Annotated in this window: 20 protein-coding genes; 9 read left to right on the top strand and 11 right to left on the bottom strand. The window is 70.3% G+C overall.

Features of this window, described 5'->3' with window-relative positions; genetic code table 11:
• Nucleotides 1-6: 6 nt before the first annotated feature.
• From AB0F82_RS06630 to AB0F82_RS06660, 7 genes are all read left to right on the top strand, one after another.
• Nucleotides 7-420, top strand: coding sequence for a roadblock/LC7 domain-containing protein (locus tag AB0F82_RS06630; protein ID WP_030846990.1), 414 nt, complete (start codon nt 7-9; stop codon nt 418-420).
• Nucleotides 421-572: 152 nt separating this feature from the next.
• Nucleotides 573-965, top strand: a complete 393-nt coding sequence (locus tag AB0F82_RS06635; protein WP_030037344.1) for a DUF742 domain-containing protein — start codon at nt 573-575, stop codon at nt 963-965.
• Complete coding sequence (locus AB0F82_RS06640; RefSeq protein ID WP_046776286.1) at nt 946-1,527, top strand: GTP-binding protein; 582 nt, start codon at nt 946-948, stop codon at nt 1,525-1,527. The genes AB0F82_RS06635 and AB0F82_RS06640 overlap by 20 nt, the downstream gene beginning before the upstream one ends.
• 296 nt (nt 1,528-1,823) lie before the next feature.
• On the top strand, nt 1,824-5,015 hold the full coding sequence (locus tag AB0F82_RS06645) for a nitrate- and nitrite sensing domain-containing protein (RefSeq protein WP_362624638.1): 3,192 nt from the start codon (nt 1,824-1,826) through the stop codon (nt 5,013-5,015).
• 10 nt (nt 5,016-5,025) lie between these two features.
• Nucleotides 5,026-5,439, top strand: coding sequence for a roadblock/LC7 domain-containing protein (locus AB0F82_RS06650; RefSeq protein ID WP_030037347.1), 414 nt, complete (start codon nt 5,026-5,028; stop codon nt 5,437-5,439).
• Nucleotides 5,440-5,532: 93 nt separating this feature from the next.
• The gene (locus AB0F82_RS06655) at nt 5,533-6,075 is read left to right on the top strand and encodes a DUF742 domain-containing protein (protein ID WP_356810564.1); all 543 of its coding nucleotides are present in this window, start codon (nt 5,533-5,535) and stop codon (nt 6,073-6,075) included.
• Nucleotides 6,056-6,640, top strand: coding sequence for a GTP-binding protein (locus tag AB0F82_RS06660; protein WP_007266770.1), 585 nt, complete (start codon nt 6,056-6,058; stop codon nt 6,638-6,640). The genes AB0F82_RS06655 and AB0F82_RS06660 overlap by 20 nt, the downstream gene beginning before the upstream one ends.
• A gap of 174 nt (nt 6,641-6,814) precedes the next feature.
• Here AB0F82_RS06660 and AB0F82_RS06665 read toward each other — a convergent pair whose 3' ends face one another.
• Together AB0F82_RS06665 and AB0F82_RS06670 are read right to left on the bottom strand one after the other, a co-directional pair.
• Nucleotides 6,815-7,015, bottom strand: a complete 201-nt coding sequence (locus tag AB0F82_RS06665) for an acyl-CoA carboxylase subunit epsilon (RefSeq protein ID WP_362624640.1) — start codon at nt 7,013-7,015, stop codon at nt 6,815-6,817.
• A gap of 23 nt (nt 7,016-7,038) precedes the next feature.
• Complete coding sequence (locus tag AB0F82_RS06670) at nt 7,039-8,622, bottom strand: acyl-CoA carboxylase subunit beta (RefSeq protein WP_356810566.1); 1,584 nt, start codon at nt 8,620-8,622, stop codon at nt 7,039-7,041.
• A 274-nt stretch (nt 8,623-8,896) separates the two neighbouring features.
• Between AB0F82_RS06670 and AB0F82_RS06675 the strand changes: the two genes are divergently transcribed.
• Entirely contained in the window at nt 8,897-9,502 is a 606-nt protein-coding gene (locus tag AB0F82_RS06675) for a YceI family protein (protein WP_362624642.1), read from the top strand.
• Between the two features lie 43 nt (nt 9,503-9,545).
• Here the strand turns inward: AB0F82_RS06675 and AB0F82_RS06680 are convergent, their stop codons facing one another.
• The 6 genes from AB0F82_RS06680 to ureA form a co-directional block, all read right to left on the bottom strand.
• Nucleotides 9,546-10,889 carry a hypothetical protein gene (locus AB0F82_RS06680; RefSeq protein ID WP_362624644.1) on the bottom strand — a complete coding sequence of 448 codons (1,344 nt, stop codon included), beginning with the start codon at nt 10,887-10,889 and terminating at the stop codon, nt 9,546-9,548.
• Between the two features lie 208 nt (nt 10,890-11,097).
• On the bottom strand, nt 11,098-12,726 hold the full coding sequence (cimA, locus tag AB0F82_RS06685; RefSeq protein WP_356810569.1) for a citramalate synthase: 1,629 nt from the start codon (nt 12,724-12,726) through the stop codon (nt 11,098-11,100).
• 342 nt (nt 12,727-13,068) lie between these two features.
• The gene (locus AB0F82_RS06690) at nt 13,069-13,692 is read right to left on the bottom strand and encodes a TetR/AcrR family transcriptional regulator (protein ID WP_362624646.1); all 624 of its coding nucleotides are present in this window, start codon (nt 13,690-13,692) and stop codon (nt 13,069-13,071) included.
• A 30-nt stretch (nt 13,693-13,722) separates the two neighbouring features.
• Nucleotides 13,723-14,772, bottom strand: coding sequence for an agmatine deiminase family protein (locus AB0F82_RS06695; protein ID WP_356810571.1), 1,050 nt, complete (start codon nt 14,770-14,772; stop codon nt 13,723-13,725).
• 30 nt (nt 14,773-14,802) lie between these two features.
• Complete coding sequence (locus AB0F82_RS06700) at nt 14,803-16,545, bottom strand: urease subunit alpha (protein ID WP_362624648.1); 1,743 nt, start codon at nt 16,543-16,545, stop codon at nt 14,803-14,805.
• Nucleotides 16,542-17,255 carry an urease subunit gamma gene (gene ureA / locus AB0F82_RS06705; protein WP_362624650.1) on the bottom strand — a complete coding sequence of 238 codons (714 nt, stop codon included), beginning with the start codon at nt 17,253-17,255 and terminating at the stop codon, nt 16,542-16,544. Before ureA ends, AB0F82_RS06700 begins: the two co-directional genes overlap by 4 nt.
• A 147-nt stretch (nt 17,256-17,402) precedes the next feature.
• On the opposite strand from ureA, the gene AB0F82_RS06710 reads away from it, so the two are divergent.
• Nucleotides 17,403-18,827, top strand: a complete 1,425-nt coding sequence (locus tag AB0F82_RS06710) for a cytosine permease (protein ID WP_362624652.1) — start codon at nt 17,403-17,405, stop codon at nt 18,825-18,827.
• Nucleotides 18,828-18,902: 75 nt separating this feature from the next.
• Here AB0F82_RS06710 and AB0F82_RS06715 read toward each other — a convergent pair whose 3' ends face one another.
• From AB0F82_RS06715 to AB0F82_RS06725, 3 genes are all read right to left on the bottom strand, one after another.
• Nucleotides 18,903-19,988 (bottom strand): branched-chain amino acid aminotransferase, encoded by a 1,086-nt coding sequence (locus tag AB0F82_RS06715; RefSeq protein ID WP_362624654.1) that lies wholly within the window; start codon nt 19,986-19,988, stop codon nt 18,903-18,905.
• Nucleotides 19,989-20,213: 225 nt separating this feature from the next.
• Nucleotides 20,214-21,254 (bottom strand): 3-isopropylmalate dehydrogenase, encoded by a 1,041-nt coding sequence (locus AB0F82_RS06720; RefSeq protein ID WP_356810576.1) that lies wholly within the window; start codon nt 21,252-21,254, stop codon nt 20,214-20,216.
• 81 nt (nt 21,255-21,335) lie between these two features.
• On the bottom strand, nt 21,336-21,464 hold the full coding sequence (locus AB0F82_RS06725) for a hypothetical protein (protein ID WP_356810577.1): 129 nt from the start codon (nt 21,462-21,464) through the stop codon (nt 21,336-21,338).
• Between the last annotated feature and the right edge of the window lie 59 nt (nt 21,465-21,523).

The raw sequence follows: 21,523 nt of genomic DNA on the forward strand, positions 1-21,523 counted from the left end.
AGTTCGATGAGCCAGGCGGCACAGAACCTGAACTGGTTGATCACCAACTTCGTGGACAACACCCCAGGGGTGTCGCACACGGTGGTGGTCTCCGCCGACGGCCTCCTTCTGGCGATGTCCGACGGGTTCCCCCGCGACCGCGCCGATCAGCTGGCGGCCGTGGCCTCCGGACTGACCTCGCTGACCGCCGGTGCCTCCCGCATCTTCGAGGGTGGCGCCGTCAACCAGACCGTGGTCGAGATGGACCGGGGATTCCTCTTCCTCATGTCCGTCTCGGACGGATCCTCGCTGGCCGTGCTGGCGCACCCGGAGTGCGACATCGGCCTCGTGGGCTACGAGATGGCTCTTCTGGTGGATCGCGCGGGCAGTGTCCTGACCCCGGACCTGCGCGCCGAACTGCAGGGAAGCCTGCTCGGCTGACTTCCCAGCTCCCGGCCGGACGGTACTACCGGCCGGGAGACCGGGGCCCGCGCCCCGGAATCCAGTACCACCGCCAGGCCGTCATACCGTTCCCCCCACCGGCCGCCCCGTCAGACGGCACGCTGACCACTGCTGTCCAGCCCGGAGGATCAATGACCCCGCCCCCCGCCTATCCCGATGCGTACGGAGATTCGTACTCGGAAGGCGATCAGCCGCTGGTGCGTCCCTACGCGATGACCGGCGGCCGGACCCGGCCCCGCTACCAGCTCGCCATCGAGGCGCTGGTCAGCACCACCGCCGATCCGATGCACCTGTCCGGCCTGCTCCCGGAGCACCAGCGCATCTGCACCCTGTGCCGCGAGGTCAAGTCGGTCGCCGAGGTCTCCGCGCTGCTTTCCATGCCGCTCGGCGTGGCACGCATCCTCGTCGCCGACCTGGCGGAGGCCGGCATGGTGGCCATCCACCAGCCGGGCAATGGAGAGGCCGGCGGCACGCCGGATGTAACGCTGCTCGAAAGGGTGCTCAGTGGCCTTCGGAACATCTAGCGGAGCGGCCCCCCGCTCCACCACCTCCGCGAAGATCGTGGTGGCGGGCGGCTTCGGCGTGGGCAAGACCACGTTCGTCGGAGCCGTGTCCGAGATCAACCCGCTGCGCACCGAAGCCGTCATGACCAGCGCCTCCGCCGGTATCGACGACCTCACGCACACCGGTGACAAGACGACCACCACGGTCGCCATGGACTTCGGTCGCATCACGCTGGACCAGGACCTGATCCTGTACCTCTTCGGTACGCCGGGCCAGGACCGCTTCTGGTTCATGTGGGACGACCTGGTCCGCGGCGCGATCGGTGCGATCGTGCTCGTCGACACGCGCCGTCTCGCCGACTGCTTCCCCGCCGTCGACTACTTCGAGAACAGCGGCCTGCCCTTCGTCGTGGCGCTCAACGGCTTCGAGGGACACCAGCCGTACACGCCGGAGGAAGTCCGCGAGGCGCTGCAGATCGGTCCGGGCGCTCCCATCATCACCACGGACGCCCGCCACCGCGCGGACGCCAAGAGCGCGCTCATCACGCTCGTCGAGCACGCCCTGATGGCGCGGCTCAAGTAGCGGAGCGGCTCCAACTGCCGCACGGGACGGGCGGGCTGTGTCGTATGACACGGCCCGCCCCTGTCGTTCATAACGTTTCGACAGAGAATTGAAGCCGGTTGGCAACGGGTTGCGTTCGGTCGGTACCGCTGCGCTCACAACCGCCCCGGTTTTTGCAGCGGGACGCTCTTTTTGTCCGATTTATGTGAGGCATAAGTCTCTAGGAACGGCGGATTTCAACTGTTTGGAACAGGGCCGTCAACCGTGCTGGAATTCAACGAACTAGCTAGTAGCACCGCCGAGAGGTTGTTGGTCGAGTGAGGCGAAGCAACGCAAGCCCCGCGGATGAACCCGCGCGCGGCAACTTCACCCCGCCGCCGCGAGCGGCCGCGTCGCCCGCCGACGTGCCCGTGGAACCGCCTGTGAAGAGTGGGAGCACCAGCCGGTTCTCCCCCCGCAACTGGCGCGTGCCGACCCGCCTGAACGCCATCCTGCTCGTGCCGGCCCTCGTGGGCCTGGTCATGGGCGGCTTCCAGGTGAAGGGCTCCATCGACACGTGGAACGAGGCCCAGGACGCCGAGCAGATAGCCCGGGTCGTTCAGGCGGCCTCGGAATACAGCCAGGCACTGCTCAACGAGCGTGACCTCACGGCCGAGCCGCTCCTGAACGGCCTGACCAAGGACGACAAGGTCAGCAAGGCCTACGCGGCGACCACCGCCGCGAAGGAGAAGTTCGACAAGGTCGTCCAGGACATGCCCAAGAACCAGGGCATGGAACGGCGTCTGGAGCTCTTCCGTACGGAGGAGCCCAAGCTGACGGACGTCCGCCAGACCGCGTACCAGGCGGGGATCGAGAGCCCCAAGAAGAACCCGCCCACCTCCTTCGGTCCCATCCCGACCGAAGAGGGCTACGTAACGGTCCAGCACTACCTCATGCAGTTCGCCAACGAGCTCGGTCTCGGCACCGGCAACGTGACCTCGTACGGCCGCATGGTCTACGCGATCCAGCTCGCCAAGGCGGCGAACTCGCTCCAGCGCTCCGTCGGCACGCACCTCCTGGTGCGCCCGAGCGCCGACGAGAACACCCGCAAGGCCCAGCTCGTCGCCTTCTCCTCCTACGCCTACCTCGAGGAAATCGCCATCGGCGAGTACGTCGCGGCGGGTACCGAGGAGGACGTGGCCCGTCTGAAGACGGTCATGGGCAAGAAGGCCGAAGAGGGCGCCGCCAAGCTCGCCGAGGCCAAGGGCGCCGCCGAGCAGGCCGGCACCCCCTTCAAGTCCCCGCCTGTCTCGCCGATCAACAAGTCGATCCTCACCGGCATGACCGAGGCCATCGCCAGCGGCGACCCCAAGAAGAAGGTCATCGAGGGCGGCACCACGCCGACGGCCTGGCAGTACGCCGCCACCGCGAAGTTCGACGGCTACGACGAGATCGAGAAGGAACTCCTCGAGAAGGCCGTCAACGACGCCGTCGCGGTCTCCGACGACGCCCGCACCGACGCCATCACCAACGGCGCCATCGTGGTCGTGGCCCTGCTCGCCGCGTTCATCCTGGCCGGCATGATGGCCCGCCAGATGGGCCGTGCGATGAGCCGCCTGCGCAGCGCCGCCTTCGACATCGCCGAGCAGCGCCTGCCGTCGCTCGTCGACCAGCTCTCGCGCACCGACCCGGGCAAGGTCGACACCCGCGTCCACCCGATCCCGATCGACTCCCAGGACGAGATCGGCGAGGTCGCGCGCGCGTTCGACCAGGTCCACCGGGAAGCGGTCCGGCTCGCAGCCGAGCAGGCGCTCCTGCGAGGGAACGTCAACGCGATCTTCACGAACCTCTCCATGCGCAACCAGTCGCTGATCGAGGGCCAGCTGACCCTCATCACCGACCTGGAGAACAACGAGGCCGATCCGGACCAGCTGGAGAACCTCTTCCGCCTGGACCACCTGGCCACCCGTATGCGCCGCAACGGCGAGAACCTCCTCATCCTCGCGGGTGAGGAGCCGGGCCGCCGCTGGGACCAGCCCGTGCCCCTCGTGGACGTGCTCCGCGCCGCCTCCTCCGAGGTGGAGCAGTACGAGCGCATCGAGCTCTCCGGCGTCTCCGAGGCCGAGATCCACGGCCAGGCCGTGACCGACCTCGTGCACCTGCTCGCCGAGCTGCTGGAGAACGCCACCACGTTCTCCTCCCCGCAGACCAAGGTGCGCGTCAACGCCACGCGTCTGCCCGACGGCCGCGTCATGGTCGAGATCCACGACAAGGGCATCGGCCTCACCGCCGAGGACTTCGCGGACATCAACCACAAGCTCGCCAACCCGCCGACCGTGGACGCCGCGATCTCGCAGCGCATGGGTCTGTTCGTGGTCGGCCGGCTGGCGGACCGCCACAACATCCGCGTCCAGCTGCGCCCGTCGGGCGAGGCGGCCGGCACCACGTCGCTGATCATGCTTCCCGACGCCATCACGCACGGTGGCGGTGGCGAGGGCATCCCGGACGACGACTTCACGGTCTCCCAGATCATCCCGGAGCAGAAGGCCCAGCAGGCCGCCCCGATGCGCACGGCGGCGGAGCTCGGCTTCGACGACTCGCGCTACGAGCAGGGCGGCGAGGGGCCCGGCCTGGACCCCGTGGTCCGTTCCCTCGGCCGCGAGGAGCGCCGCGCGGCCCTGGAGGCCCAGGTCGGCTTCCCGCAGGAGCAGCAGGGCTACGCCGACCAGGGCGGCCAGGATTATCCGGAACCTCAGCCTGAGCACGGCTACCAGCCGTACCAGGGCTACGAGCAGCAGTCCGAGCAGGGTTACGAACCCTCGTACGACGGACAGCGCACGGAGCAGGGGTACGAGGCGTACCCGCAGCAGGACTACGCCTATACGGAAGACGGCTACCCGGACCAGCAGTCGAGCACTCAGGGCTACGACGGCGGGTACGACGCCCGGTCGGGGCAGGCCGAGTGGCCCGAACAGAACACGTATCCGGCTGCCTACCAGCAGGATTACGGGACTGAATCGGAATCCCAGGCCGTCCCCGAACCGGCCGCGGAGCGCGTAGGCTTCGACCGTCCGGGCGCCGCTGCCGACACCGGTCACCACATGACCGGAGCGGGCCTGCCGCGACGCGGCAGCCAGCAGCAGTGGCAGCCGGCACAGCAGGAAGCGGAGTCCTCCGGGTCCCTCTTCGAGCAGCGGCCGCAGCGTCAGCGGCAGGACGCGGCGCCGAAGCAGGACCAGGACCAGGACGGTGGCACGGCGTGGCGCTCGGGCAACGACGAGCGCTGGCAGCAGGCCGCCAAACTCCGTGAGCCGAAGGCGGGCGGGGTCACCCCGTCCGGTCTCCCTCGGCGCGTGCCCAAGGCCAACCTGGTCGAGGGCGCAGCGGAGACGACCCCGCAGGGCGGCCCCCAGGTCTCCCGCGCTCCGGAGGACGTCCGCGGCAGGTTGAGCAACCTGCGGCGAGGTGTCCAGCAGGGACGCAGCGCGGGTACTGAGCAGTCAAGTAACAGCTATGACCAGGAGCGTTAGTGTGAGCCCGATGAGCCAGGCGGCACAGAACCTGAACTGGTTGATCACCAACTTCGTGGACAACACCCCAGGGGTGTCGCACACGGTGGTGGTCTCCGCCGACGGCCTTCTTCTGGCGATGTCCGACGGATTTCCGCGCGACCGCGCCGATCAGCTGGCGGCCGTGGCCTCCGGACTGACCTCGCTGACCGCCGGTGCCTCCCGCATCTTCGAGGGTGGCGCCGTCAATCAGACCGTGGTCGAGATGGACCGGGGATTCCTGTTCCTGATGTCCGTCTCGGACGGATCGTCCCTCGCGGTGTTGGCGCACCCGGAGTGCGACATCGGCCTCGTGGGTTACGAGATGGCTCTTCTGGTGGATCGTGCGGGCAGTGTCCTGACCCCGGACCTGCGCGCCGAACTGCAGGGAAGCCTTCTCAACTAGCAAACAGGCAGTGCGTTTCGCGCCATCGCACCGTAGGGTGCGGTGGCGCGGTTCCACAGGGAGTACTGCGTTCTTGGAGTCGGAGGAGGAAACGTGACAACACCCGGAGGACATCCTTATGGCGGCGCGCAGCAGCCGCAGGGTGGGCACGACCAGAACCGCTTCAACTTCCCCTCCGCGCCAAGCCGGCCCGTGCCGGAGCAGAACCATTACCAGCAGTACGGCCAGCCCCAGCAGCCCCAGATGCCTCCGCAGCCGCCTCCGCGCGCCGCGCGGCAGCCGGCCCCGAAGGCCCACAACCCGCTGGTGCGCCCGTACGCGATGACCGGCGGCCGTACTCGGCCGCGCTACCAGCTCGCCATCGAGGCGCTGGTCAGTACCACGGCGGATCCCGCGCGCATGCAAGGGCAGTTGCCCGAGCACCAGCGCATCTGCCGCCTGTGCCAGGAGATCAAATCCGTCGCGGAGATCTCGGCACTCCTCTCCATTCCTCTTGGTGTCGCCCGCATCCTCGTCGCCGACCTGGCGGAGGCGGGCCTTGTCGCCATTCACCAGCCCGGCGGCGACGAGTCTGCCGGTGGCCAGCCAGACGTGACACTGCTCGAAAGGGTGCTCAGTGGACTTCGCAAGCTCTAACGGCGGAGCGGCTCCCCGCTCCACCACCTCCGCGAAGATCGTGGTGGCGGGCGGCTTCGGCGTGGGCAAGACCACGTTCGTCGGAGCCGTGTCCGAGATCAACCCGCTGCGCACCGAAGCCGTCATGACGTCCGCGAGCGCGGGCATCGACGACCTCACCCACACCGGTGACAAGACGACCACCACGGTCGCCATGGACTTCGGTCGCATCACGCTCGACCAGGACCTGATCCTGTACCTCTTCGGCACCCCCGGCCAGGACCGCTTCTGGTTCATGTGGGACGACCTGGTCCGCGGCGCCATCGGCGCCGTCGTGCTCGTCGACACGCGCCGTCTCGCCGACTGCTTCCCCGCCGTCGACTACTTCGAGAACAGCGGCCTGCCCTTCGTCATCGCCCTCAACGGCTTCGACGGGCACCAGCCCTACACGCCGGAGGAAGTCCGCGAGGCCCTGCAGATCGGCCCCGACGCCCCCATCATCACCACGGACGCCCGCCACCGCGCGGACGCCAAGAGCGCGCTCATCACGCTCGTCGAGCACGCCCTGATGGCGCGCCTGCGGTAGGACCGCCGCCGCGGCCGCATCGGACAGGCCCCTGTGTCCACGACGCGGGGGCCTTCGCCTTGGGCGGGTACGGTCCGGGCGTTGTCCGCGGCGGTACGTACGAACGGCAGTACGCGGAAGGCCCCGCACCCTGGACGGGTGCGGGGCCTTCCGGTCTTCCGGGAGCTACGGGGCTCAGCCCTGCCAGCTGTGCGGGGCGCGGAAGCCCGGGGTGCGCTCCAGGCGGCGCCAGCCGGCCTGGCGCGGCAGGCGGACCGGGGTCTCCTCGGGCGCGGCAGCGGCGCGGGCGAGCAGGATCGCGGTGATCGCGGCCAGCTCCTCGGGCTCGGCATTGCCCTTCTCGACGCGGAGCAGGGTGTCAGAGGCGTGGGTCATGGGGTGGCAGATCTCCTTCGCGGTTACTGCGGCGGGTTGCCGTGCTTGCGGGACGGCAGATCGGCGTGCTTGTTGCGGAGCATCGAGAGGGCGCTGACGAGCACCTCGCGGGTCTCGGCAGGGTCGATGACGTCGTCGACGAGGCCGCGCTCGGCCGCGTAGTACGGGTGCATCAGCTCGGCCTTGTACTCCTTGACCATGCGCACGCGCATGGCCTCGGGGTCCTCGGCGTCCGCGATCTGCTTGCGGAAGATGACGTTGGCCGCGCCCTCGGCGCCCATCACGGCGATCTCATTGGTGGGCCAGGCGTAGGTGAGGTCGGCACCGATGGACTGGGAGTCCATGACGATGTACGCGCCGCCGTAGGCCTTGCGCAGGATCAGCGAGATCCGCGGGACGGTGGCGTTGCAGTACGCGTACAGCAGCTTGGCGCCGTGGCGGATGATGCCGCCGTGTTCCTGGTCGACGCCCGGCAGGAAGCCGGGGACGTCCAGCAGCGTGATGATCGGGATGTTGAAGGCGTCGCACATCTGGACGAAGCGCGCGGACTTCTCGGAGGCCTCGATGTCGAGGACGCCGGCGAGGTGGGCGGGCTGGTTGGCGACGATGCCGACGACCTGGCCGTCCATGCGCGCCAGGGCGCAGATGATGTTGCGGGCCCATCGCTCGTGGATCTCCAGGACGTCGCCGTCGTCGACGAGCTCCTCGATGACCTTGTGCATGTCGTACGGGCGGTTGCCGTCCGCGGGGACCAGGTCCAGGAGGACCTCGCTGCGGCGGTCCGCCGGGTCGCTCGTCTCGTGGACGGGCGGGTTCTCGCGGTTGTTGGAGGGCAGCATCGAGATGAGGTAGCGCACCTCGGAGATGCAGGTCTCCTCGTCGTCGTACGCGAAGTGCGCGACACCAGAGGTCTCGGCGTGCACGTCGGCGCCGCCGAGGCCGTTCTGGGTGATCTCCTCGCCGGTCACCGCACGGACCACGTCCGGGCCGGTGATGAACATCTGCGAAGTGTCTCGGACCATGAAGACGAAGTCCGTGAGGGCCGGGGAGTACGCGGCTCCGCCGGCGCACGGGCCGAGCATCACGGAGATCTGCGGGATGACGCCCGAGGCCCTGGTGTTGCGCTGGAAGATGCCGCCGTAGCCGGCGAGGGCGGAGACGCCCTCCTGGATACGGGCGCCGGCGCCGTCGTTGAGGGAGACCAGCGGGGCCCCGGCCGCGATGGCCATGTCCATGATCTTGTGGATCTTCGTGGCGTGGGCCTCGCCCAGGGCGCCGCCGAAGATCCGGAAGTCGTGCGCGTAGACGAAGACCGTGCGGCCCTCGACCGTGCCCCAGCCGGTGATGACACCGTCGGTGTACGGCTTCTTGCTTTCGAGGCCGAAGCCGGTCGCACGGTGGCGGCGCAGCTGCTCGACCTCCTTGAAGGAACCCTCGTCGAGGAGCAGTGCGATGCGCTCGCGCGCCGTCAGCTTGCCCTTCGCGTGCTGGGCCTCGGTCGCACGGTCACTCGGTCCACGCCGCGCCTGCTCGCGCAGGGAGTGCAGCTCGGCCACGCGCCCACGGGCGTCCGTCGGCTCGCTCGGGATCTGGTCCACAACGGTCATGTACCGACCTTACGAAGATCGTGATGAAAAACCTCCGTTCATTCCGCACAGTCTCGGGAGTCTTCCGCTGTCCGGCCCGCACAGAACCACCAGTGGAAGTAAGGACTCCGCCAGATGGGGCCATCTCCGGTTGTAGGACCTTCACAGAAACCGCAGGCGCGTCCCCCAGTGGTTGAAATTTGAACAGAATGGCTCTAGTGTCTGTGGCGTCGAAGTCGTTGAACGTTCAACAGCTACGGCGCCCCCACACAGACCCACTAGCAAGGAGTAAGTCATGGGCCTCTTCAACCGCCGGACCCAGGAGAACACCGCCGTCGCCACCCTGGACGTGGACCCGGCTCTCGCCGCGCTCACGGGCGACTACGTTATTGACGCCGCCCACAGCCGCATCGGCTTCACCGTCCGCCACGCCATGGTCACCAACGTCCGCGGCGCCTTCGAGGAGCACGAGGGCACCCTGCACCTGGACGGTGCCGACCCGGCCCGCTCCGCGGCCTCGATCGACGTGAAGATCGCCTCCGTGGACACCGGCATCGCCGACCGCGACGGCCACCTGCGCAGCGGCGACTTCTTCGACGCCGAGGCCTTCCCGCTGATGACCTTCCGCTCCACCGAGGCCGCGTTCCTCGGCGGGGACACCTACCGGATCACCGGCGACCTCACCATCAAGGACGTCACCCGGCCGCTCTCCATCGACCTTGAGTTCAACGGCTCCGCCACCGACCCGTACGGCAACCAGCGCGTCGGCTTCGAGGGCAGCGCCGACATCCTTCGCTCGGACTGGGGCCTGACCTGGAACGCGGCCCTGGAGACCGGCGGCGTCGTGGTCAGCGACAAGGTGAAGCTGACCTTCGACATCTCCGCCATCAAGCAGGCCTGACCGGCCGCACGGCGACCGGGGGCGGCCCGCTCGAGAACACCGCCTAGAAGCCGCCCCCGTCGAAACCACCGCCGTCGAATCCCCCTCCGCCGCCGAAGTCCCCGCCGCCGAAGTCGGACGGGTTGAAGTCGGCCCCGGAGACGTCCCCGCCGTCGTAGCCGCCGCCGTAGTCCGCGGCGTAGGCGGGGGTCGACATCATCGAACCGAGCATCGTGCCCATGAGCAGGCCGGGCAGGATGCCGCCGCCGAAGTAGCCGCCGGCCCAGGGACCGTACGCCGGGCCGGCGTCGTAGTACGGCCGCGGTCCGCGCTCGGTGTCGACCGTACGGACCGCCGGGTCGAGTCCGTCGCGCAGCCGCACGGCGTCCGCCGTACAGACGGGCACGGTACGCGCCGCACCCGATGCCGGGGCCCAGCTCGCGTCCTGCGCACTCGGACCGTGGCGCGGGTCGAAGAAGCAGGGCGCGCGGCGCTCCGGCACGGGCCGGCCCTGCCGGCGCGCGTCCAGACAGGCCAGGGCGTACCGGCCGTCCTCCAGGGCCCGGGTCACCCCGGTGACCTCTTCCGGGTACCGCACGGAGGCCATGATCTGCTTGGCCTTCTCGTACGAGTCGAGCCCGCGCTCGTAGTCCTCGCGCATCGCGTCGTCGGCGCCGGGCTCGCCGGGGTGGAAGTCCAGGCGCTCCAGTTCCTCGCCGAAGGCCGTGATGTCCTCGTCGACGACCACGCCGAGCCGCTCGACGGCCTCGCGCCGGGCCTCTTCCTTCTTCTGGCGGTTCCTGCGGACCAGCGCGTACGCACCGCCGCCGCCGATCACGGCCACGGCACCGAGGGTGATCAGCCCGCCGACCGGGACGCCGTCGTCGGCGCCGGTGGTGCCCCAGGAGGCGGGGGCACTGCCCCTGGTCCGGGGCAGCGCCTGATCCACGAAGTTGTTGAGCTGGGTGCTCGCGTCGACCGGGGCGCCGGTCTTGACCGCCTCGGTGAGGTTGCGTACGGCGTTGGCCGGCATGACCGCCCGGTCGGCGCCGGCGTTGAAGCCGTCGCCGAGCCGGATGGCGTAGAGCCCGGTGACGCCGGTCTCCGCACGGACGGCGGCGAGCACCTTGTCCTGCGGGAACTCGGCGGTGGCCGGGAGCACGGCGACGAAGACCGGCTTTCCGGCGTCCTTGATCTTCTTGGCGAGTGCGTCGGCCTCGGCCTTCGGCAGCTGCGCCTCGGCCCGGGGGTCGACGTACACGGGACCCTCCTTGAGGGCCTCTCCCACGGCGGCGACTCCGGTGGCGGCCACTGCCTGCGGAGCGGCCGTCAGGGCCGTCGCGGACAGGGCCAGCAGCAGACCGGACAGCAGCGATCCCCAACGTACGGATGTCAGCCTGGTCCTCATATCCATGACGCTACCCGAACCGGCACTTTCCCGTGTAAGCAGGACATAAGGGCATCTTCTGCCGGTTCGGGCCCCGCCGCGTCCGGGCGTGCCGGCGTTCGCCACGGAGGACCTCGACGGCCTGCCGGCCGGCGAGGTGGGGGCGGAGGGCAGGGCCATGTCCCGGACGGAGCCCCGCCGGCCCGCCGGGGTCTCGTGCTGACGGCGGCTACTCGGCCGGTTCGACGCCCGCGTGGAGGAGACCGTAGGTGAACGCGTCCTCCAGGGCCTGCCAGGAAGCGGCGATCACGTTCGGGGCGACTCCGACCGTCGACCACTCGCGGACCCCGTCCGTCGTGGCGACGAGCACGCGGGTCGTGGACGCCGTACCGTGCGTGCCCTCCAGGATGCGGACCTTGTAGTCGACCAGCTCGAACTTGGCGAGCTGCGGGTAGAACCGCTCCAGCGCCACCCGCAGGGCCCGGTCGAGCGCGTTGACCGGGCCGTTGCCCTCGGCCGTCGCGACGATCCGCTCGCCCTTGGCCCACAGCTTGACCGTGGCCTCGTTGGCGTGGGTGCCGTCCGGGCGGTCCTCGACGATCGCCCGCCATGACTCGATGCGGAAGTACTTGCGGGCCCGCCCCTCCGCCTCGGCGCGCAGCAGCAGCTCGAAGGAGGCGTCGGCCGCCTCGTAGGTGTAGCCCTGGAGCTCGCGCTCCTTGACCCGCTCCACGACCCGGGAGATCAGCGCGCGGTCCCCGCCGAGTTCGACGCCGAGCTCCTTGCCCTTGAGCTCGATGGAGGCGCGGCCGGCCATGTCGGAGACCAGCATCCGCATGGTGTTGCCGACCCGCTCGGGGTCGATGTGCTGGTAGAGGTCCGGGTCGACCTTGATCGCCGAGGCGTGCAGGCCGGCCTTGTGCGCGAAGGCGGAGACGCCGACGTACGGCTGGTGGGTGGAGGGCGTGAGGTTGACGACCTCGGCGATGGCGTGCGAGATCCGGGTCATCTCGGCGAGCGCGCCGTCGGGGAGCACCTTGCGCCCGTACTTGATCTCCAGTGCGGCGACGACGGGGAACAGGTTGGCGTTGCCGACGCGCTCGCCGTAGCCGTTCGCGGTGCACTGGACGTGGGTGGCGCCGGCGTCGACGGCGGCCAGGGTGTTGGCGACGGCGCAGCCGGTGTCGTCCTGGGCGTGGATGCCGAGGCGGGCGCCGGTGTCGGCGAGGACGGTGGCGACGGTGGCCGACACCTGGGCGGGCAGCATGCCGCCGTTGGTGTCGCAGAGGATGACGACGTCGGCGCCGGCCTCGTGGGCGGTGCGTACGACGGACTTCGCGTACTCGGCGTTGGCACGGTAGCCGTCGAAGAAGTGCTCGCAGTCGACGAAGACCCGGCGGCCCTTGGCCACGAGGTGGGAGACGGTGTCCCGGACCATCTCCAGGTTCTCGTCCAGGGTGGTGCGCAGGGCGAGCTCGACGTGGCGGTCGTGGGACTTGGCGACGAGCGTGATGACCGGGGCGCCGGACTCCAGCAGGGCCCGCACCTGCGGGTCCTGGTCGGCCGAGCCGCCGGCCCGGCGGGTGGCGCCGAAGGCGACCAGCTGGGCGTTCTTGAAGTCGATCTCCGCGCGGGCGCGGGCGAAGAACTCGGTGTCGCGGGGGTTGGCGCCGGGCCAGCCGCCCTCGATGAAGCCCACTCCGAAGTCGTCCAGGTGGCGCGCGATCGTCAGCTTGTCGGCGACCGTGAGGTTGATGCCCTCACGCTGGGCGCCGTCGCGCAGGGTGGTGTCGAAGACGTGGAAGCAGTCGTCCAGGCCCCCGGACAGCACAGTTGCCGCCTCTGGTGTCGTCGTCATGCTGATCTGACTCCTGTCGGATGAGTGGTTCCGGAAACCCGCCAATGGGGAAGGCCGCCGTCACTGCCCCCATCATCGCGCGCAGTCCGGTCCCGGCAGGGATGGGCCGGGAAACGAAAAAACCTCTCGCGGGTAGCGAGAGGTCTGCACGCGGGTCCGAGGCACGGTGGCCGCGTCCGCGAAGTTCTTCCACGGTTCAGCGGCCACTGGGGACCGGCGCGCTGCTGGCGATAATCATGAGCTGAGCAGGCACGGTCGCAGTGTGGCACACCGTTCGCCGCGGATGGACAGGCGTCTCACCATACGGGCGCTGCCCGTCCGTCCGGGGCGGACCGCCGCGCCTCAGTCGGCGGCGGGGCTGAGGGTGTCGGTGAGGAACTCGCGGACGTGGGCCAGGATGGCCGGCCGGTCGAGCGTGGGCAGGCCCACCGCCAGCTGGATGCTGAAGCCGTCGAGGAGGGCACGGATGCGGGTCGCGACGCGTTCGGCGTCCACCGGGCGGAACTCACCGCGGGAGATGCCCTCGGCCAGCAACGCCACCAGGTCGCGGTGCCAGGCTCCCTCGATGGCCGCCTGCCGGTCGCGTTCCTGGGGGCCGGCGTTCTGGGAGCGGTTCCACACCTCCAGCCACAGCGTCCAGTGCGGGTCGCGGGCCTGCGTGGGGACGTACAGGTCCACGTACGCCCGCAGGCGCTCGGCCACCGGACCGCGGCGGGCCAGCAGGGCCCGCCGCGCGCTGCCCAGTTCGGCCTCGCTCCACTCCAGGGTCTGCAGCAGGAGCTCGTCCTTGCTGCGGAAGTAGTAGAGGAGGTGGCCGCTGCTCATGCCGACCTCGCGGCCCAGGCCGGCCATGGTCAGGCCTTCGAGCCCGCGCTCGGCGATCGTGGCCATGGCGGCGACGAGTACGTCCTCGCGCGGGGGCGCGTTCTTGCGCGCCGCCCGTACCGGTACTCCACCCGCCGCCATGGGCCACTCCTTCGTGAGGTCCGCCGTTGGTCAGACCTTCGGCTGCTGCTGGGTGATGCAGTGGATACCGCCACCCCCGGCGAAAATCGTACGTGCGTCAACGAGGGTCACGGTCCGTTCGGGGAACAGACCGCGGAAGATCTCCGCTGCCTCCTCGTCGCGGGGGTCGTCGAAGGAGCACAGCACCACGCCGCCGTTGCACAGGTAGTGGTTGATGTACGAGTAGTCCACCCACTCGCCGTCCTCCTCCAGCACGGTCGGCGCCGGGATCTCCACGACCTCCAGCTGCCGGCCCCTGGCGTCGGTGGACGCGCGGAGGATCGCCGCGATGGTCTTGCAGCGTTCGTGGTCCGGGTGGGACGGGTCGGGCTGGGTGTGCACCATGACCACGCCCGGGCGGGCGAAGGCCGCGACGATGTCGACGTGGCCCTGGGTGCCGTAGGTGCCGTAGTCGCCGGCCAGGCCGTACGGCAGCCAGATCGCCTTGGTGGTCCCGAGGTGGGCGTGGATCTCGGCCTCGACCTGCTCGCGGGTCCAGTCGGGGTTGCGGCCCTTGCCCAGCTGGACGGTGTCGGTGAGCAGCACGGTGCCCTCGCCGTCGACGTGGACCGCCCCGCCCTCGTTGACCAGCGGGGTGCTGAACGTGCGGGTGCCGAGCACGTCCGAGACCTGCCGGGCGATCTTCGAGTCGTGGTCCCAGCGGGCCCACTCCTGGGCGCCCCAGCCGTTGAACGTCCAGTCGACCGCGGCCAGCTCGCCCGTGTCGTTGGTGACGAAGGTCGGGCCGATGTCGCGCATCCAGGCGTCGTCGAGTTCGCGCTCGACCACGTCGAGTGCGTGGCCGTCGCCCGCGCCGGCGATCGCGCGGGCGCTGTCCGCATCGCCCGGGGAGACGACGAGGGTCACGGGCTCGTACCCGCGGACCGCTCGGGCGACGGCGCCCCACGCCTCGCGGGCCTCGGCGAGCTCCTGCTCGTTGGTGAAGGTCGGGTTCGGGCTGGGCCAGGCCATCCAGGTGCGCTCGTGGGGCGTCCACTCGGCGGGCATCCGGAATCCGTTGTGCACGGGCTTGGTGGTCATGGCAGGCAGGTCCTTCCGGGCTGTGCTGACTTACAGGAAGTACAGGCGGTTGAGGGAGACCGATGCGGCGGCTTCGGAGCGCAGGGGTTCGCCGTCGAGGGAGACGAGCCCGCTGCGCGCGTCCACGTCGACCGCGCCCACCCGGGAGTTGAGGAGCAGGTCGCCGGGGCCGATGCCGCGGGTGCCGCGGACGGCGACGCGACGCCGGCGGGTCGGCATCTCGTCGCCGCCCAGGGCCGCTGCGGCGGCCGAGACGAAGGCGACGGAGATGTCGGCCGCGGTGGCGCCGTACGAGCCGAACTGCGGTCCGAGGACGAGGGGTTCGCAGGTGTCGGTGGCGGCGTTGGGGTCGCCGGTGACGCCGTGGGCGGGGAAACCGGACTTCAGGACGAGCTGCGGTTTCGCGCCGAAGAACTGCGGCCGCCAGAGCACGATGTCGGCGAGCTTGCCGACCTCGATCGAACCGATCTCGTGCGCCAGACCGTGCGCGATCGCCGGATTGATCGTCAGCTTCGCCATGTAGCGCAGCACCCGGGCGTTGTCGTCGCCGTCGCCGTCTCCCTCCAGCGGGCCGAGTTCGCCCTTCATCTTCGCCGCCATCGCGAAGGTGCGCCGGATCGTCTCCCCGGCCCGTCCCATGCCCTGGGCGTCGGAGGAGGTGATCCCGATCGCGCCCAGGTCGTGCAGGACATCCTCGGCGCCCATCGTCCCGGCCCGGATCCGGTCGCGCGCCATCGCGGCATCACCCGGCAGGTCCGGCTTGAGGTCGTGGACGGAGACGATCATCCCGTAGTGCTCGGCGACCGCGTCCCGCCCGAACGGCAGCGTCGGATTGGTCGAGGAGCCGATCACGTTCGGCACGCCCGCCATCTTCAGCACGTTCGGGACGTGTCCGCCGCCGCAGCCCTCGATGTGGAAGGCATGGATCGTGCGGCCCTCCAGCACCCGCAGCGTGTCCTCCACCGACAGGCACTCGTTCAGGCCGTCGGAGTGCAGGGCGACCTGCACGTCGTACTCCTCGGCCACCCGCAGCGCGGTGTCCAGGGCCCGGGTGTGCGCGCCCATGTCCTCGTGCACCTTGAAGCCCGAGGCGCCGCCCTCGGCGAGGGCCTCGACCAGCGGGGCCGCGTCGGAGGAGGAACCGCGGGCGAGGAAGCCGATGTTCACCGGCCACGCGTCGAAGGCGTTGAAGGCGTGCTTCAGGGCCCAGGGGGAGTTGACGCCGACGCCCCAGACCGGGCCGAACTCCTGGCCGATGACGGTGGTGACCCCCGCGGCGAGGGAGGCCTCCATGATGCGCGGGGACAGCAGGTGGACGTGGGTGTCCACGGCGCCGGCGGTGGCGATCAGGCCCTCGCCGGAGACGATCGAGGTTCCGGTGCCGACGACGACGTCGACGCCGTCGAGGGTGTCGGGGTTGCCGGCCCGGCCGATCGCGTGGATACGGCCCTCGCGGATGCCGATGGAGACCTTGCGGATACCGAGGACGGCGTCGATGACCAGGACATTGCTGATCACGACGTCGCAGGTGTCGCGGACCGCGGCCCCCTTCAGGTGCAGGCCGTCGCGGGCCGTCTTGCCGAAGCCCGCCAGGAACTCGTCCCCCGGCTTCTGCGCGTCCGACTCCACCCGCACCGTCAGCCCGGAATCGCCCAGCCGCACCCGGTCACCCGCCCGGGGACCGAACACGGCCGCGTACTCGTGCGGATCGATGTGCCGGCTGCCCGGCGCGCAGTGCGCACTGTGATCGGTGTGCGGGGTCTGCCTGCTCATGCCGTCGCCCCTTCCGGGCGGCCGTCTCCGCGTACGCCCAGGTAGCCGCAGGCCGCCGCGCGGCGCAGGGCCTCCTCCTTCGCACCGGGGGCGTCGAGCGGGCCGTCGACCAGACCCGCGAAACCGATCGCGATCCGGTCGCCCCCGACGGGGACGAGGCAGACGTCGCCCTCGCCGTGCGGGTCGAACCGCACGGACGAGCCCGCCGGCACGCACAGCCTCATGCCGTAGGCCGCGGCGCGGTCGAAGTCCAGGCGCGGGTTCGCCTCGAAGAAGTGGAAGTGCGAGGTGACGCTCACGGGCACGTCGGCGGTGTTGCGCACGTGCAGGTGCAGCACCGGTTCCGGCTGCGGTACGCCGGGGCCGGGGACGACGGCGCCAGGGGCGTCGTCGCCGAGCGGCACCGCGCCCCGGACGGGGGACGAGACCACGGCGAGGCGGGATCCGTCGTCGAACACGGCCTCCACGTGCACCTCGGTGACGACGTCGGCGACGCCGGGCAGGACGTCGTCCGGCCCGAGCACACTGCGGGCCTCCTCGATGGCCTCGGCGAGCCGTTTGCCGTCACGCGCGGCCTCGCAGACCGTGTCCGCGATCAGCGCGGTGGCCTCCGGGACGTTGAGTTTCAGGCCACGGGCCCGCCGGGCCCTGGCCAGTTCCGCAGCGCTGCGGAGCAGCAGCCGGTCGCGCTCCGTAGGGGTCAGCCGCACGCCGATCCACCACCTCTTGAGTCGATAGGTTAGAGCATCACTCTAACTCTTCAATTCGTTGCGGGGAATCATTGACCTGGACGCAAGGCGTGAGCCACATTGAGTGTCGCTCAAACACCACCCCCCGCCCTGCCAAGGGAGTCCCCCATGCCCATCGAACAGCGCGGAGTCGACACCATCCCCGAGGAGGAGCGGACCAGCGGTCCCCGTGACCTGATATCGATCCTCCTCGGCTCCAACCTGTGCCTCGGTGTGATCGTCTTCGGCTGGCTGCCCCCCTCCTTCGGGCTGGGCCTGTGGCCCTCGGTCACGGCCATCGTGACCGGCACCCTCGTCGGCATCGCCTTCACCGCGCCGCTGGCGCTCGTCTCCCTGCGCACCGCGACCAACCTCTCCACCTCCAGCGGTGCGCAGTTCGGCGTGCGCGGACGCCTCGTGGGATCGGTGGTGGGGCTGTTGCTCTCGCTCGGCTACACCGCCCTCACGCTGTGGATCGGCGGCGACGTCATGGTCGGCACCCTCGCGCGGCTCACCGGGCTCCCGAACACCGGCCTCTCCCGGGCCGTGATGTACGGCCTGCTCGCCGCGTGTACCGTCGTCACGGCCGTCTTCGGCTACCGGCTGCTGCTGCGCATGAGCAAGGTGCTGTCCATCGGCATGGTGGTGCTGCTGGCGGTCGGCGTCGTCGCCTACGCCCCGGACTTCACCACGGCCGCGCCGCCCGAGACCTCGTACCTGCTCGGCTCCTTCTGGCCGACGTGGCTGCTGGCCGCCGTCGCCGCCGGGCTCAGCGGGCCCGTCGCCTTCATCACCCTGCTGGGCGACTACACGCGCTACATCTCCCCGCGCCGCCACGGCTCGCGCAAGGTCCTGTGGGCCACCGCGTTCGGTCTGCTGATCGGCCTGCTGATCCCGCAGCTCTTCGGCACGTACACGGCGCTGGCCGCCCGGGCGGGCCTGGACTACGCCGGTCCGCTCGTCGAGGCGGCGCCGCTGTGGTACCTGGTGCCGCTGCTGGCCGCCGCCGCGGCCGGCTCGGTCGGCAACGCCGGGCTGATGCTCTACTCCATGGGCCTGGACCTCGACGCGATCGTCCCCCGCGCGACCCGCACCACGGCGACCGTGATCGCCGCGGTCGTCGCCACCGCCTTCGTCTTCTTCGGGTCCTTCGAGTGGGACGTGCAGTCCGCGATGACCTCCTTCGTGCTGGTGCTGACCGCGATCGGCACCCCGTGGGCCGTGATCACCCTGATCGGCCACGTGCGCCGCCGGGGGCTCTACGACGCCGACGCGCTGCAGGTCTTCAACCGCCGCTCGGTGGGCGGGGTCTACTGGTACCGCTCCGGCTGGAACGTCGCGGCCACCGCTTCCTGGGCGGTCGGCGCGGCCGTCGGCCTGCTGGCCGTGACCACCCCCTTCTACGAGGGCCCGCTGCTGGCCCTCACCGGCGGCGTGGACTGCTCCTTCGTCCTCTCCGGCCTCACCGGCGGGCTCGTCCACACCGCGCTCACCGCCCGCCGCGCGCCCGCCCCGGCCCCGGTGGCCGCCGCCGAGGAGCCCGCGAACGCCTGAGCCCTCCCCCGTACGCGAGCGGGCCCGCACCCCGGGGGTTTCCGGAGTGCGGGCCCGTTCGTGTACGGGGGAGGGTCAGCCCAGGGGGTGCATCCAGCCGTGGGTGTCGGCGGCGTGGCCGGTCTGGAGCTCCAGCAGCGCCTTGCGCAGCCGCATGGTGACGGAGCCGGGCTCGCCGTCGCCCTGGATCCAGTTGGCGCCCTCGGACTTGACCGAGCCGACCGGGGTGATCACGGCGGCCGTACCGCAGGCGAACACCTCGGTGAGGGTGCCGTTGGCGTTGTCGCGCTGCCAGTCCTCGGTGGTCAGGCGGCCCTCCTCGGCGGTGTAGCCGAGGTCGCGGGCGATGGTGAGGAGGGAGTCGCGGGTGATGCCGGGAAGGAGCGAGCCGGTGAGTTCGGGGGTGACGATGCGGTCGCCGTACACGAAGTACAGGTTCATCCCGCCCATCTCCTCGATCCAGCGGTGCTCGACGGCGTCGAGCCAGACCACCTGGTCGCAGCCGTGCGAGGCGGCCTGAGCCTGGGCGACGAGCGAGGCCGCGTAGTTGCCGCCGGTCTTGGCCGCACCGGTGCCGCCCTTGACGGCGCGCACGTACTCCTCGGAGAGCCAGACGGAGACGGGCTTGACGCCACCGGGGAAGTACGCGCCGGCGGGCGAGGCGATGACGATGAAGAGGAACTCGTTGGCCGGGCGGACGCCGAGGCCGACCTCGGAGGCGAACATGAACGGGCGCAGGTAGAGGGAAGCCTCGCCGGAGTCCGGCACCCAGGCGCGGTCCTGCTTGATCAGGGCGTCGCAGGCCTCGATGAAGAGCTCGACCGGCAGCTCCGGCATCGCCATGCGGCGCGCCGAGGCCTGGAAGCGCTCGGCATTGGCCTCGGGACGGAAGGTGGCGACGGTGCCGTCGGGCTGGCGGTAGGCCTTGAGGCCCTCGAAGATCGTCTGCGCGTAGTGCAGGGTCATGTTCGCCGGGTCGATCGAGAGCGGCGCGTACGGGACCAGTTCGGCGTCGTGCCAGCCGCGTCCCTCGGTCCACTTGATCGTCACCATGTGGTCGGTGAAGTGGCGGCCGAAGCCGGGGCTGGCCAGGATCGCCTCGCGCTCCGCGTCGGACAGCGGGTTCGAGGAGGGCTTGAGCTCGATCGTGGGCGTCGTCATGAGTGCTTGTCCTTCACCGGTTGTGTATGGCGGACCGCGCTCACGGCGTACTAGGACGTCCGAGCTTCCCCGCATTCCGCGGCCTCGCGTTCGATTATCGCCCGCGGGCAGGCTTCGGAGAAGCGGGGGATTGCGGCCCAGGGAGATGGTGGCACCCGGGGCCGCACAGGAAAAGCCGCCAGGTCCCATTGTGACCCGGCGGCTTCCTGAGGTGGAGCGGCCGGGTCAGCCGGCTACTCGCGCGGCGAGGGCGTCGCCGATCGCGTCGGTGGAGCGGAAGGTCCCGTCGCGTTCCGCGAGGTCGGCGCAGACCGCGTCCTCGATCCGGACGGCCTCGGCCTCGTGGCCCAGGTGCCGCAGCAGGAGGGCGACGGAGAGGATCGTCGCGGTGGGGTCGGCCTTGCCGGTGCCGGCGATGTCCGGGGCCGAGCCGTGGACGGGCTCGAACATGGACGGGAAGGCGCCGGTCGGGTTGATGTTCCCGGAGGCGGCGAGGCCGATTCCGCCGGTGACGGCGGCGGCCAGGTCGGTGAGGATGTCACCGAAGAGGTTGTCCGTGACGATGACGTCGAAGCGCTCCGGCTGGGTGACGAAGAAGATCGTCGCCGCGTCGACGTGCAGGTAGTCGGTGGTGACCTCGGGGTACTCCTGGCCGACCTTGTCGAAGATGCTCTTCCACAGGTGACCCGCGTACACGAGGACGTTGTTCTTGTGGACCAGCGTCAGCTTCTTGCGGGGGCGGGAGTTGGCCCGCTCGTACGCGTCACGGACGACGCGCTCGACACCGTACGCGGTGTTGACGCTGACCTCGGTGGCCACCTCTGCGGGCGTACCGGTGCGCAGGCTGCCGCCGTTGCCGGTGTACGGGCCCTCGGTGCCCTCGCGGACGACGACGAAGTCGATGTCCGGGCGGCCCGCCAGCGGGGTGGCGGTGTTGGGGAACAGCTTCGACGGGCGCAGGTTGATGAAGTGGTCGAAGGCGAAGCGCAGCTTCAGCAGCAGGCCGCGCTCCAGCACGCCGGACGGGACCGAGGGGTCGCCGATGGCGCCCAGCAGGATCGCGTCGTGGTGCTTGAGGGCTTCGAGCTCCGCGTCCGGGAGGGTCTCGCCGGTGCGGTGCCAGCGCTGGGCGCCGAGATCGTATTGCCTGGTCTCCAGCTTCACATCCTGGGGCAGGACCGCGGTAAGGACCTTGAGTCCCTGAGCCACGACTTCCTGGCCGATGCCATCACCGGGGATCACTGCGAGATTGATGCTGGTCGACATGGCGAAACCGTACTCCGTGTCCAGCCCTCAGACATTTCACGTCCACCATGTGGACGTGAAATGTCCCGGACCTGCGTTGTCTCAGTGGCCGGTCGAGCCGCCGTTGTCACGGCGGTCGAGGGCTCGCTGCAGGGCCGCGGCGGCGTTCTTGCGCTCGTCGGCCGAGGCGGAGGCGTGGCGGACGCGGCGGGCGGCGGTGGTTGCGGTCATGGTGATCGACTCCTTGAGATCACGGCGTGGCGGGGCCACGGATGAGGGGTTCCTTCAAG

The sequence above is a fragment of the Streptomyces virginiae genome, from assembly GCF_040638905.1.
Lineage (GTDB): Bacteria > Actinomycetota > Actinomycetes > Streptomycetales > Streptomycetaceae > Streptomyces > Streptomyces virginiae_B.